Origin of the sequence: Halorubrum sp. CSM-61, assembly GCF_003781945.1 — an archaeon.
GTDB lineage: Archaea > Halobacteriota > Halobacteria > Halobacteriales > Haloferacaceae > Halorubrum.
In genome coordinates this window covers 391,550-404,724 of record NZ_RJJW01000002.1, presented here as the reverse complement: position 1 = coordinate 404,724, position 13,175 = coordinate 391,550, and the positions used below count along the sequence as shown (strand labels likewise).

Below are 13,175 nucleotides of genomic sequence, written 5' to 3'. Positions count from 1 at the left end.
TCGTTGGTCGTATGCGCTATCCCCGGTTATCCGTTCGCCGTATCTGCAGAGGGCTCGGAGAGGTTGGGGGCGTATACTGATACGGTCAGCCGCTCCCGTCGTCGCCGAACAGCAGCGAGAAGAGCGTCTGCTGGCTGTTCCGTAAGTGACGGCTCACCGTGGGCTGGGACACGCTCAGCATGTCGGCGATCTCCCTGGCGGAGTTCTTCCGCGGCTGTTCGAAGTAGCCGGCGAAGTACGCCGTCTGTAGCACTTCCCGCTGTCGCTCGGTGAGCCGATCGACGTACGCGCGCTCGAACTCCGCCTGCGTCCGAACCGGGTCGGACGAGTCCCGGCGCGCGACGAGTTCGACCTCGTCGCCGTACCGGTCTCTGAACAGTTCTACGTACTCCCGGACGGACGCGGACTTCGGGATCCGCACGGTGGTGCGTCCCTCATCCGGCGTCGCGCTGATATCGGTGGGTATCGCGCCGCGATCGATGAGCGAGACGAGGAACGAGTCGTTCGGGAGGTGTATCTCGACGATCAGCTCGCCGTCTCGGTTCCGGACGAGCGTCAGGTCCTTCCCGCCGAGGCGTTCCCTGGAAAACGAGTCGATAGCCTCGAAATCGAGGCCGGAGAACGCCACGAAGACCCGCAGTGAGCCCGCTTCGCGGTTACCGAGGTGTTCGAGCCGAGCGCTCCCGCCGCGTTCGCGGAGCAGGCTCATGAGCGGGTCCGAGAAGTCTCGGATGAGGAACTCGAGTTCGATCGACTCCTCGGAGACGAGCGCGTTGTAGCGCTCCATGGCGTTGAGCGCGTACCCGATCACCTCGCCGAGCTCCGCCAGCACGGCCGCCTCCATCTCGGTGAAGACGCCGGGCTCGTTCGCGTAGAGGTTCAACAGCCCGTACACCGTCTCGTTGTACATCACCGGGACGGCGATGCTCGCGCGGTAGCCGCGTTGCATCGCCTCCTGTCGCCACGGCTCGAACGGCGGGTCGGACCGGAGGTCGTTCTGGATCTGCGGTTCGCCCGTCCGGATTGCCCGGCCCGCCGGTCCCTGCCCCGTCTCGCTCGTGTCGGCCGTGACCTCGACGGCGTCGAGGTACCCCTCTTCGACGCCGGCCGAGGCCGACGCGACGATGCTGTCGGTGGCGAAATCGCGCTCTCCGAACCAGACGAATCGGTACGGGTCGCTGTTCGCCAACCGGTCCACGACGAGCCGCTTGATCTCGTCTTTGGAGGTCGCGCCCATGAGCGCTTGCGTGATGTCGCGGATCTCCCGGTTGACGCGTTGCACGCGCTGTAACTGCTCGTTTTTCTCCTTCAACTCCGACTTCTGCTCGCGGAGCTCCATCTCGCGGTCCAACCGGTGAAAGGCCGCGGTCACGTTTCCGGCGAGGGTCTTCGCGAGGCGGACGTCCGTCTCGGAGTGCGCGTCCGGCTCGGTCGCCCCGCTGACGAACACGCCGTACTCGTCCAGCGGCAGGACGATCGCGCTCGATAGCGGCGTCTCCTCGGCGTCCACCCCGGCTTCCGCCTCGAGGTCGTCGTAGACGCGCGCCTCGTTCCCCACGAACGCCTGCCACGTCGGGTCGCGTTCCGCGGCGAGCAAGGGGCCGTCTCCGACGAGATCGACGGCTTCCGGCGTGTGTGCGCAGGGTTCGAGACGGCCCGACTCGGGGTCGTACCGCTCGATGGACGTGATCGGAAGACCCAGCACGTCTCTCGCCGCGGTCACGGCGCGCTCGCAGGCGGCGTCGAACGACTCGACTTCGGTCAGCTCCTGGGCGACCTCGTTCAGCCGTTCGAGTCGGTCGGCTTGTCGAACCCGGTCGGTGACGTCCTCGAGGGCGAACATCGCTTTCGTCACGTCGCCGTCGGGGCCGCGAAGCGGCGTCCCGTGAACGGAGAGCCAGCGCCGTTCGCCGTCGGAATACTCAACTCCGATATCGCGCGTTGTTTCTTCGCCCCCGCGAAGCACCGCCCGGTACGGGTGTTCGGCGTCTGAGAGGGCGTTCCCGTCGACGTCGCGAAGGGCGAGGGGTATCTCTCCGGGCGAGGGGTATCGCCCCTGCTCGTCGGGTTCGATCCGCAGCAGTTCCTCCGCCTGTTCGTTCGCGTACTCGAACTCCCCGCGGACGTCGAGGACGGTGACCCCCGTCGGGATGGTCCGCAGGATGTCCGATGTGAGTCCCTCGGAGAGGCCCGCGGATTCGGCGATCGCGTCCTTCGCGGCGCGAAGCAGGTCTCGTTCGGACTCGAGCTCCCGGCGGGCGGAGACGTCCCGGAGCACGCCCGTGAAGTACCGCTCGTCGTCGAGCGTGAACTCGCTGAACGAGACGCTGAGCGGCACCTCGTGACCGTCTCTGTGTCGGCCCTGCAGTTCGACGCCCTCCCAATCGAGGGTCCGTTCCCCCGTCGTGAGGTACCGGTCTACGGCTTCTAAGTGCCGGTCTTCGAGGCGTTCCGGCATCAACACCGTCAGTAGCTCACCCTCTACCTCCTCGGGGAGGTACCCGAGAAGGTCGTCGAGGGCGGGATTGGCGAACCGAATCCGATTCCGCGAATCGATCACGACGAGCGCGTCCGACAGCGTCTCGGCGAGAGCGTCGAAGTGAGCGTCCGTGACGGAATCGCTAAAGCCCATGATCTAAACGCCAGCCCTCCGGTTCCGGACGGACCGACCGCAGTAATCCGAGGCGTGCCGATAGATGTAGTACTGCTGTTTCGCTGATAGCGGATCCCTCGATGCTTCCGCTTCGCCCTCTGAAGGGGTAAAGCGATGGCCAAATATATTAGGTCTAGAATTTTGTGTAAATAATATCTGTAGAAAGGGCCTAGACCGTCTCGCCGGCCCGATCGATGAGGTCCCGCGCCGTCTCGAAGAGGTCGTCGGCGTCGCTCGCGTCGCGCGCCTCGGCGGTGATCCGCACCAGCGGCTCGGTGCCGCTCGCCCGCACGAGGAACCAGCCCGTCTCCGTCTCCACCCGGATCCCGTCGAGCGCTGACACGTCGTCGAACCGGTCGCGGGCGAGCGCCGCGACGCGTTCGACGATCGCCTCCTTCGCGTCGGTCCGTACCGAATCCCGACGGATCGGGTACGTCGGGAGCCCGTCGACCATCGCGGCCAGCGAGCCCTCCGCGCCGACCAGCGCGGCCAGCGTGCAGGCGGCGAGGGGGCCGTCGGGACACCGCGTCTGCTCGGGCCAGATCCACGCGCCGCTCGGCTCGCCGCCGAACGCGACGCCGGGGTTCGCGGTCTCGGCCGCGACGTACGCGTCGCCGACCGGCGTGTAGGTCACGTCCGCGCCGACCTCGGCGAGCGCGTCCGCGACGAGGAGGCTCGTGTCGACGGGGACCGCCACGCGGTCGCCCGCTCCGGCCTCGCGCCGGCCGAAGAGCGCCAGCAGCGCGTCGCCGGAGACGAACCGGCCGCGCTCGTCGATCGCCATCATGCGGTCGGCGTCGCCGTCGTGGACGACCCCGAGGTCGGCGTCGGTGGCCTCGACAAGTTCGCAGGCCGTCCGGCAGTTCTCGGCCGTGGGCTCGCTGGGCCGCCCCGGGAACCGGCCGTCGCGCTGGCCGTTGAGCGTTTCCACGTCGCAGCCGGCCGCGTGGAGCGCGTCGGCGGTGACCCGCCCCACCCCGTTGCCGAGGTCGACGACGACGGAGAGGTCCTCGGGGATCGCGACGGACTCCCGGAGCGCGCGCTCGTGTCGGTCGCGCGCGGCGTCGCCCTCGCGGTGGTCGCCGAGTCCGTCCCACGCGGCGAGGTCGAACGCCTCCTCGCGGACGATCTCGGCGATCCGGTCGTTCGCGTCCTCGCCGAACGCCCGCCCGTCGGCCGCCCAGAGCTTGAGCCCGTTGTCGGGCGCCGGGTTGTGCGAGGCGGTGACGACGACGCCGGCGTCGGCCCCTTCCCGGACGACGCTCCGCGCGACGGTCGGGGTCGGCTGGACGCCCGCGTCGATCACGTCGCCGCCGCACTCCGTGACGCCGGCCGATATCGCCCGGCTCAGCGTGCGTCCGCTCTCGCGGGCGTCGCGCCCGAGGACGACGGTCTCGGCGCCGTCGGTCGCCAGCGCGCGCCCGACGTCGAGCGCGAGGTCGGCCGTGATCTCCTCGCCGACTCGTCCCCGGACGCCGCTCGTTCCGAACATACCGCGGCTTCGGCGCCGGGCGAAAAGACGTTTCGGGTCGCTGTCGAATTCGCGCGTGGAAAGCGCCGTCGTGCCGCGTGTCGCCTGTCGCGGCAGACCAAAGCGGTCACCCCCAGAGCGCCCCGAGTCGCTCGTCGATCCACGGAAGGACTGTCTCCTCGAGAACGCGCGTGAGATCCGCCGAATACGTCCGGTCGACTGCGGCCGCCGTTCCCGCGTCCGGTAGCGGGTGAAAATGGTCGCGCGCGTTGTGTGGTTGGTCGTGTCGGTCCCACCGACACCGTCGCCGATCTCCCGCGAACTCCTCGAGGTACGAGACGTGGAACTCGCCGTTCGTGTACGCGCGGATCTCGAGGGCGATCTCGTCGACGTCGTCCGGATACCGTGCGGTATCGAGGCGAACGACGAGACTCTCGGGCTTGGTGGCCGGGAACAGCGACGTACCTTCGACTTCGTCTTGACGCCCGAACAGCCGTCCGACGTATCGAAGCGTCGCCTCGTCGACGACGCGAGACGCGTCAGAACCGGCCACGATTACGCGGGTTCTCCCTCGAACGAGGGGTCGGATCGCTTCTGCCGAACTGCCTCCAGTCGTTCGATCCGTCGGCGAACGGTCTGCCACTCGCTCAACGCGAGCCAGACGTCTTCGATGTCGTCGTAGTCGGCGTGATCGAGCGCGTCGACCGCGCCGGGGGCGTCCGCGCCGAACTGCTCTCGAAGCGCCTGTTCCTGAGAAGCGAGGTCGGCGAGCGTCTCACGGAGATCACGCATCGACTGAGAGGCGAGGCGCTCGCGGAGACGCCACTCGAAGTACGATTCGTTCCGCACGTACGCGGCCGGCGTCTCGGAAACGAGTTCGACGACGCCGATGTCGGCGAGCCGATTGAGATGTCGGCGGGCGGTGTCCGGCGCACACGAAGCCCGCTCGGCGATCTCCGAGACCCCCGCTGGCTCGTACAACTGGAGCGCGACGCGGTACACCCGCTCGTCGGCCGGCGCGGACGTTAGCTCCTCACTGAATCCCTTCGCGAGCTCGGAGTTCGCAGGTGGATCGCCGACCGTCATACCTCTCTATCGGCACCCCAACGAAATAAATCTGCTGTAGACTATTCATTTAGTGAGCAGCGAATAGCGCTCTCGACGCCGGACTCGAGATCAGACGGAGAATCCGGGGTGCGAGATATCCGTCGGCTACGGGACTCCTTCACTCGTCCGTGACACTCTCCTTCCGAGAACGACCGCCGCGCCGAGCGTCAGTTCGTTCGCCGGCGAACGTCCCACGGAGAACACGCGATTAGACCCCCCAGATGACGGCGATGCCCGCGGTCGCGACCACGGCGAGAAGCAGCTGGAGCGGGCCGCCGACCCGCAGGAAGTCAGTGAACTCGTAGCCGCCGGGGCCGTACACCATGAGGTTCGTCTGGTAGCCGACCGGCGTCATGAACGAGGTCGCCGACGCGAACATCACCGCGAGCAGGAACGCGAACTCGTTGGTCCCGAGCTGCGCGGCCGCGCTGACGCCGACCGGGATCATCAGCACCGCCGTCGCCACCGGCGTGATGACGCTCGCCAGCACGCCGGCGACGACGTACAGGAGGAACATGACGCCCACCGTCGGGAGGTACCCGTCGGTCGCGACGAGGAACTCCGAGACGAGGGCCGCGCCGCCCGTGGACTCCAACGCGATCCCGAGCGGGATGACCCCGGCCAGGAGGAATATCACGTTCCACGACACCGCGTCGTAAGCGTCGGCAGTCGTCAGACAGCCGGTGACCACCATCGCGACGACGCCGGCCAGCGCCGCGATCACTATCGGGAGCATGTCGAGAGCGGCGAGCGCGACGACGCCGACGAGAACACCGACGGCGATCGGCGTCTTCGGCGACAGCGGTGCGATCTCGTCGATGTCCGCGTCGGCCAACCGATCGAGCGCGCGCTCGTCGGCGACGACGAGGTCGCCGGTATCCGTGAAGTACCGGACGGACGCCGGCGTCGTCCGCACCAACAGCAGGTCGCCCGCCTCCAGCGCGTGCGCGGCGAGGTCCGTGCGGAACAGGTCGCCGCCCCGGCGCACGGCGAGCACGCTCGTCTCGTGGTAGTCGTGGAGCCCCGTCTCGGCGACGGTCTCACCGACGAACGGCGAGTTTTCGGGGACGACCGCTTTCGCGAGCATCCCGTCGGTGACCGCCGACTCGAACGTGTCTTCGGTCACCGCCTCGCGGGCCCGCCGCCCGAGCGTCGCCGCCTCACGGAACCGCGTGACCGCCTGTACGGGGCCGTGGACGATCACCCCGTCGCCTGCCTCGATGACTCGATCGGAGTGCGGGCCGGCGTACGCCTCGCCGTCGCGGCGGACCTGCAGGATACGCACGTCCGGGTGGGCGCTGTCGAACGCCTCGACGGACAGGCCGACCGCGGCCGATCCCGGCCGGACGTACAGGTGCGTGAGGTAGTCGTCGAGGTCGAACTCGGAGAGGGGGTCGCTGTCCACGGGGACGCGAGCGGGCGTGAGGCGCCGGCCGACGGTCAGCAGGTACGCGAGCCCCACGACGAGCAGGACGGCGCCGAGCCCCGTGAACTCGAACATCCCGATCCCGTCGCGGCCGTCGATGAGGAGGCGAGCGAAGTCGCTGGCGAGGATGTTCGTCGACGTGCCGATGAGGGTGAGCGTGCCGCCGAGGATGGCGGCGTACGACAGCGGGAGGAGGAGCTTCGAGGGGCTCACCTTCGAGTTCTCGGCGAGCCCGGTGACCATCGGAATGAAGACGGCGACGACCGGCGTGTTGTTCACGAACCCCGCGATGGGGCCGGTCGTACAGACGGTGGCGACGAGCGCGCGGAACTCCCGCCCGGCGGTGAGCTCGGCCAGGTACACGCCGAGCCGTTCGACGACGCCCGTGTTCTGGACGCCCGCGCTGAGCATGTACATCGCGATGATCGTGACAGTCGCGGGGTTGGCGAACCCGGAGATCGCGGCCCGCGAACCGACGCCGGTCCACGGCTCGAGAATGACGAGCGCGGCGACGACGCCGATCGCGGTCACGTCGTTGGGGACGACCTCGGTGACGAACGCCACCAACACGGCGATGATGAGCAGGAAGACGACGGCGACGCCCGACACCTCGAAAATCGCCATACTCGGACGATTCGCTTCGGTGCCTTGACTGTTGTCCCCCGCGCTCGCCTCCGAGCAGGTGACCGAACCAGACCGAACCAGACCGAAGCGGTAATTCCCCTGCCCCGACGACGTACACCCATGCAGGACAAACGCGTCCTCGTCACGGGCGGCGCGGGCTTCATCGGCTCGAACCTCGCGAACCGACTCGCGGCCGACAACGACGTGATCGCGGTCGACGACACGTACCTCGGGACGCCCGAGAACCTCGACGACGAAGTCGAGTTCGTCGAGGCGTCGGTCCTCGACGACGACTTCCCCGCCGACGTCGACGTGCTCTTTCACCTCGCCGCGCTCTCCTCGCGGAACATGCACGAGGAGGACCCCCAGCGCGGCTGTCGCGTCAACGTCGAGGGGTTCGTCAACGCGGTCGAGCGCGCCCGAAAGGAGGGCTGTGACACCGTCGTCTACGCCTCGACCTCCTCGATCTACGGGAGCCGCACCGAGCCCTCGCCCGAGAGCATGGACGTGGAGGCGCACACGGCCTACGAGGCCTCCAAACTGGCCCGCGAGCGCTACGCCGAGTACTACGCCAACCACCACGAGATGAACGTGGCCGGCCTGCGCTTCTTCTCCGTCTACCAGGGGTTCGCCGGCAACGAGGAGCACAAGGGCGAGTACGCCAACACGGTGGCGCAGTTCGCGGACAAGATCGCCTCGGGCGAGGCCCCGGAGCTGTTCGGCGACGGCACGCAAACGCGCGACTTCACGCACGTCTCGGACGTGGCCCGCGCCTGCGAGCTCGCCGCCGACCGCGAGCTGACGGGCGTGTACAACGTCGGCACCCAAGAGGCCTACTCGTTCAACGAGATGGTCGCGCTGATCAACAACGCGCTCGGCACCGACGTCGACCCGGAGTACGTCGAGTGCCCCTTCGACGGCTACGTCCACGACACCATGGCCGACTACGCGGCGTTCCGCGAGGCCACCGGCTGGGAGCCCGAGATCGGCTTCGAGGAGGGTGTCGAACTCGTCTGTGAACCGTACCTGGACAGCGGGCGGTAGCGGACGGCGGCGGTCCGCGACAGCGGCCGTCCGGACCGCGTGACCTACGACCTGATGGAAGACGACGACGTCCGAGGGCTCGGCGTCGGCTGTAACGACGTCATCGACATCCTCCTCGAACCGCTCGCCTCGACCGCGGTGCGGCCTCGCAGGCACGCGCCACCGCACATCGTTTATAGATAGTCGCAGTCGGCGTTTATTGTGATCTCGACGCGTCCGGTCAGCGACGAAATCGGATTGGCGACTGGGAGCGCCCTTTCGAGAGCGTGAGCCCCCGTCCGACGAGGTTATACATCTCCGTCCAGCGTCACTACACGTGAATCCCGATACCGTCCGAGACACGTGGACGAACCGGACGGGCGAATACTCGCCGGCGTACTACGCGCATTACGGTCCCAACGAGACGAGTGCGCTGGTCCGCGATACCCTCCGCGAGCACCTCGGCCGCGACGCGGCCGTCCTCGAACTCGGCTGCGGCTCGGGCCGTCACCTCCACCACCTCGCCGCCGACGGCTTCGGGAACCTCTCGGGCGTCGACATCAACTGCGAGGCGTTCGACACGATGCGGGAGACCTATCCCGACCTCGCCGCCGAGGGAACGTTTCACTGCGGCGCGATAGAGGACGTCATCGAGGGGTTCGACGACGGGCGGTTCGACGCGGTCTACTCGGTCGAAACGCTCCAACACCTCCATCCCGACGTCGAGTGGGTCTTCGAGGAGATCGCTCGGATCACCGACGACCTCCTCGTCACGGCGGAGATCGAGAAGCCGGTACGCGAATCGTCGCCGTCCGATCCGGACGTGAACTACGTCGACGACGACACCCCCCTCTACTACCGGGACTGGAGCCGGGTCTTCACCTCGCTGGGCCTCGCCGAGGTCGACGTCGTCCGAGGCGACAGAGACACCACGCGGACCTTCCGCGTGTCCGACTGAGTGCGGGCCACGACGGCGTTCACGTGGAGTGGGCGATCCGGTACCGTCAGTCGTCCGCCGGCGTCGGCGGCGCGTCCTCCATCGAGTCGTCCTCGGCGTAGGGGTACCACGTGCGCTTCGTGTTGTACATCAATGGGTCCTCGTAGTCGGTCTCCTCGGGGTCCACGAAGGCGTCCAGCTCGTCGTCGTCGTGGCGAGCGACGAACGCCCGGAACGACTCGCCCTCGTCGCGCTCGGCGGCGAAGCTCTCGACCAGATTGGCGATCGCGCCCGGCACCTCGTCGACCGGGACGCGCTGGGTGACCCAGCGCGCGAACTGCGGGTCCTCGCCGAGCCCGCCGCCGAGGCCCACGTCGAGCGCCTCGACGGGGTCCCCGTTCTTGCGAGTCTTCATCCCGCGCAGGCTCACGTCGGCGATCTGCGGCTGCGCGCACGAGGCCGTACAGCCGGAGAGGTGAATGTGGAACTCGTCGACGTCGGCCGGGAGGTCGACGTTCGCCTTCAGCCAGCGGGCGAACCGGACCTGCCGGTTCTTCGTCTCGACGATCGACAGCGAGCAGAACTCCGTGCCGGTACACGCGACCGAGCCGCGCATGAACGGCGAGGGCGAAGGTGAGTAGTGATCGAGCAGCGGTTCGTCGAGGAAGTCGTCGAGGGTGTCGTCGGGCACGTCGGTGACGATGACGTTCTGCCGCTGGGAGAGGCGGACCTCGCCGGAGCCGTACTCCTCGGCGAGGTCGGCCAGTTCGAGCACGTCGTCGGCGCCCATCCGCCCGACGAGCACGTTCAGCCCGACGAAATTCGTCCCGTCCTTCTGGTCGTGAACGCCGATAAGGTCGTTGCGCTCGCCCTCGCCCGCGTTGTAGGTGTACTCCTCGCGCACGTCGCGGCCGGCGGTCTCTAACTCGAAGTCGACGTACTCCTCCTGAAGCCTCTCGCGGACCTTCTCCGCGCCCCACTCGTCGACGAGGAACTTGATCCGGGCGTTGTACCGGTCCTCGCGGTCGCCGTAGTCGCGGAACAGCGCGGAGAGCCCGCCGGCCACGTCCGGCACCCGCTCGGGGGGCACCCAGACGTCGATATCGCGGGCGAGCCGGGGCTCGTTGCGCGCGAGGCCGCCGCCGACGCGGACGTTGAAGCCGACGGCGTCCTCGCTTTCGCCCCCGTCGCCGTCGCGGTCTCGGCCGTCCCCGGATCCGCTACCGCCTCCGCCGACCGCCCTGTACGCGGGCTCGAACGCGAGGTCGTTGATGTCGCCCTGCCCGGAGCCGTCGGCGGAGCCGGTCACGGACACCTTCCACTTCCGCGGGAGGTTCGCGTGGTCGTCGTTCCCCTTGAACGTCTCGTTGAGCTCCCGGATGACCGGCCACGCGTCGATCACCTCCTGTCCGTCCTTCCCGGCGACCGGGTTTCCGACGATGTTCCGCCAGGAGTCCCCGCAGGCCTGCTGGGTCGAGAGCCCGTTCTCCTCCAGTTTCTCGAAGATCGCCGGCACGTCCGACAGCTCGATCCAGTGGAGCTGGATCGACTGCCGGGTGGTGAAGTCCGCGTACGCGTCGCCGAAGATCGGGTTCACCCCGGGGCCGCGGGCGTACTCGTCGGCGATCTCGCCGACGGTCCGGAGCTGTCCCGGTTCGAGCACGCCGTTCGGCGTCCCGATCCGCATCATGAAGTACCCCTCCTGTCCGTTCCGCTGGTGGTACAGGCCCCACCACTTGAAGCGCTCGAACCACGCGTCCCGCTCGTCGTCCGGGATCGAGTCGTATCCCTCCTCGGCGAACTCGAACAGGCGGTCGCGGATCTCCGACCCGTACACCTCCGATTTCCAGTTCTCGACGTCCGTTGGCATCGAGAGCCCCTACACCCGACGCCCACATAGCTGACGGCGTGGCGTCAACCTTCCCCGGTGCCCCACCGATCTGGCACGTGTTGCCGCTACACTCACCGCCGCACGCGGCGAACCGCGGATCGGTCGAGTTCGGCGAACTCGCCACCGCGTACCCGCCCGACGGGGATCCAGCCGGTAGTTCCCGACACCCCGCACGCGATACACTGACCGTAGACTCGCACCTCCACCGTCGGGCCGTCGACGCCGACCGACTGGAAGTTCTCGACGACCAGATCGCTGAGCGCGCACTCGCACAGATCCGGCGCGTCGAGGCGCCACAGTTCGCTGACACGTACTTCCCGGGCGTCGTTGACGGAGATCCACGCCCCGTCGTCGAGGACGCGCAGTCGAGTTGTCACATCCCCCGATTCGCTCGCGACGACCCAATGGGTGGCGGTGGTCGCAATCGGCGACCGTTTCGATGACGCCACGAGAATGGGAAACCGACCGACTGCACGCCGATTCTCCGTTAAATTAGCTTCCGAACTACCGGACACGAAATCCGGTATCCGGGAGTAGTGGTTCAATTTACTCGTGTGTCGGTACTTATCGCTCGTCCGCGTGTACGGCGTCGTAATGACCGACTCGGTTCCCGACTCCAGTGACGATCCACCCGACAGCCCGGTCGACGACGGCGAGTACAGACAGCACGCGTCCGCGGACGTGGCGCCCGAGCTCTTCGACGACGCCCCGGAGGACCGATGACGCAGCGGAGCGATCCCCGAACGACCGATGACGAGCGAGAAGCGATCGAGAGCGACCAGCGGGAAGAGAACGCGGAGCCGGAAAAGGAGACGGACGCCGAGCCCGACGACGGCACGGGCCACCTCGACGACATCGAGGACGGGGCCGGCTGCACGGAGATCTGGGAGCGGCTCTCGGAGCGCAGGGAGGAGTGACCGCGGGCGGCTCGGGCCTCTCGTTTTCCGCCGACGTCTCGTCCGAAGACGTCGCCCTACGACAGGTGCGCGGCGATGTCGGCCTCGGTGATGATCCCGACCGTTTCGCCGCCGTCGGTCACCATCACCGCCTTGTAGTGGTCGAGTAGGTTCCGGACCTCGTCGACGGTCGCGCCCGGCGCGACCGTGGGGAACGACTCGCTCATCACCTCGCTGACGGGGTGGTCCCCGACGTTCTCGCCGGCGTGGACCACGTCGCCCTGACTGATCGAGCCGACCGGAACGCCGTTCTGTAACACCGGGAGCTGCGAGTACGCCTCCTCCTCCATCAACTCGACCGCCTCGCGCACCGCGTCGTCGGGCGCGACGCTGATCACCGTCTCGTTCATCAGGTCGCTCGCGCGAACGACCTCGCCCTCCGCCTCCTGTAACGCGTTGACGATCCGGCGGAGCGTCGAGAGCCGCGGGTCGACGTCGCCGCCCTCGATCCGCGCGATGAGGGGCTGTGAGACGTCGGCCGCGTCCGCGAGCTCGCTCTGCGTCAGCTCCAGCGTCGTCCGCCGCTCGCGGAGGTCCTGTGGCGTCGGGAGTTCCATACGCTGGATAACTCCGGGTTATTAGAAAAGGTTTCGGCAACGACCGATTTCGCGGGAGCGGTCTCCGGGTCAAGCCACCGAACGAAGCCTTACTCCCCGGCGCCGACGTCGGCGTCCTCCTCGTCGCCCTCGGTCTCGATGACCTCGATGACCTCGAGGGGAACGTCGCGGAGCGCGCCGCCGACCTCGCTTTTCGCGATCCGCTCGGCGTGCTCCTCGCTGTCGGCGTTGAAGATGTCGATCTCCAAGAGGAGCCCGACGAGGGCGGTGTTCGCGGCGAGGAACGCGGCGTCGAACGGCTCCCCGCAGACCGGACAGCCGGTGACGCCGGGCTCGACCTCGACGTACTGCTTGTCCGTCTCGTTGAGTCGCTTTCCGGCTTCGCTGACCGCGACGCCGATGGCGTCGTCGGTCTCCTCGACGTCACGGACCAACCAGGCGGCTTCCATCGCGACTTCGTAGTTGCTCATACGCGAGCCGACGGGCCGCAGGGTTTCCTTTCTTGTGGTTCGCCCGCGGTCGAGCGACTG

At 67.9% G+C, this 13,175-nt stretch carries 14 protein-coding genes; 5 read left to right on the top strand and 9 right to left on the bottom strand.

What is annotated here, in order from left to right:
- Positions 1 to 85: 85 nt before the first annotated feature.
- The 5 genes from EDM04_RS04995 to EDM04_RS04970 form a co-directional block, all read right to left on the bottom strand.
- Entirely contained in the window at positions 86 to 2,632 is a 2,547-nt protein-coding gene (locus EDM04_RS04995; RefSeq protein WP_123620046.1) for a PAS domain S-box protein, read from the bottom strand.
- 190 nt (positions 2,633 to 2,822) lie between these two features.
- Positions 2,823 to 4,145, bottom strand: coding sequence for a phosphoglucosamine mutase (glmM, locus tag EDM04_RS04990; protein WP_123620045.1), 1,323 nt, complete (start codon positions 4,143 to 4,145; stop codon positions 2,823 to 2,825).
- Between the two features lie 106 nt (positions 4,146 to 4,251).
- Positions 4,252 to 4,677, bottom strand: coding sequence for a hypothetical protein (locus EDM04_RS04985; RefSeq protein ID WP_123620044.1), 426 nt, complete (start codon positions 4,675 to 4,677; stop codon positions 4,252 to 4,254).
- A 2-nt stretch (positions 4,678 to 4,679) separates the two neighbouring features.
- Positions 4,680 to 5,210 (bottom strand): ArsR family transcriptional regulator, encoded by a 531-nt coding sequence (locus tag EDM04_RS04980; RefSeq protein ID WP_123620043.1) that lies wholly within the window; start codon positions 5,208 to 5,210, stop codon positions 4,680 to 4,682.
- A 229-nt stretch (positions 5,211 to 5,439) separates the two neighbouring features.
- Positions 5,440 to 7,281, bottom strand: coding sequence for an SLC13 family permease (locus tag EDM04_RS04970; RefSeq protein ID WP_123620042.1), 1,842 nt, complete (start codon positions 7,279 to 7,281; stop codon positions 5,440 to 5,442).
- Between the two features lie 120 nt (positions 7,282 to 7,401).
- Here EDM04_RS04970 and EDM04_RS04965 point away from each other — a divergent pair, with 120 nt between their 5' ends.
- The 3 genes from EDM04_RS04965 (at position 7,402) to EDM04_RS04955 (ending at position 9,262) form a co-directional block, all read left to right on the top strand.
- On the top strand, positions 7,402 to 8,325 hold the full coding sequence (locus EDM04_RS04965) for an NAD-dependent epimerase/dehydratase family protein (protein ID WP_123620041.1): 924 nt from the start codon (positions 7,402 to 7,404) through the stop codon (positions 8,323 to 8,325).
- A gap of 39 nt (positions 8,326 to 8,364) precedes the next feature.
- Positions 8,365 to 8,508 (top strand): hypothetical protein, encoded by a 144-nt coding sequence (locus tag EDM04_RS04960; RefSeq protein WP_206424426.1) that lies wholly within the window; start codon positions 8,365 to 8,367, stop codon positions 8,506 to 8,508.
- 133 nt (positions 8,509 to 8,641) lie between these two features.
- Positions 8,642 to 9,262: a class I SAM-dependent methyltransferase gene (locus tag EDM04_RS04955; protein ID WP_123620040.1), complete on the top strand. Its 621-nt coding sequence runs from the start codon at positions 8,642 to 8,644 to the stop codon at positions 9,260 to 9,262.
- Between the two features lie 46 nt (positions 9,263 to 9,308).
- Here the strand turns inward: EDM04_RS04955 and EDM04_RS04950 are convergent, their stop codons facing one another.
- Complete coding sequence (locus EDM04_RS04950) at positions 9,309 to 11,111, bottom strand: nitrite/sulfite reductase (RefSeq protein ID WP_123620039.1); 1,803 nt, start codon at positions 11,109 to 11,111, stop codon at positions 9,309 to 9,311.
- A 92-nt stretch (positions 11,112 to 11,203) separates the two neighbouring features.
- Entirely contained in the window at positions 11,204 to 11,509 is a 306-nt protein-coding gene (locus tag EDM04_RS04945) for a hypothetical protein (protein WP_206424425.1), read from the bottom strand.
- 217 nt (positions 11,510 to 11,726) lie between these two features.
- Here EDM04_RS04945 and EDM04_RS18945 point away from each other — a divergent pair, with 217 nt between their 5' ends.
- Positions 11,727 to 11,855, top strand: a complete 129-nt coding sequence (locus EDM04_RS18945; protein WP_277424142.1) for a hypothetical protein — start codon at positions 11,727 to 11,729, stop codon at positions 11,853 to 11,855.
- Complete coding sequence (locus EDM04_RS04940; RefSeq protein ID WP_123620038.1) at positions 11,852 to 12,049, top strand: hypothetical protein; 198 nt, start codon at positions 11,852 to 11,854, stop codon at positions 12,047 to 12,049. The genes EDM04_RS18945 and EDM04_RS04940 overlap by 4 nt, the downstream gene beginning before the upstream one ends.
- A gap of 56 nt (positions 12,050 to 12,105) precedes the next feature.
- Here EDM04_RS04940 and EDM04_RS04935 read toward each other — a convergent pair whose 3' ends face one another.
- On the bottom strand, positions 12,106 to 12,645 hold the full coding sequence (locus EDM04_RS04935; protein ID WP_123620037.1) for a CBS domain-containing protein: 540 nt from the start codon (positions 12,643 to 12,645) through the stop codon (positions 12,106 to 12,108).
- Positions 12,646 to 12,734: 89 nt separating this feature from the next.
- A complete protein-coding gene (locus tag EDM04_RS04930) occupies positions 12,735 to 13,115 on the bottom strand; it encodes a DUF555 domain-containing protein (protein ID WP_123620036.1) in 381 nt (126 codons plus the stop codon).
- Positions 13,116 to 13,175 lie beyond the last annotated feature (60 nt).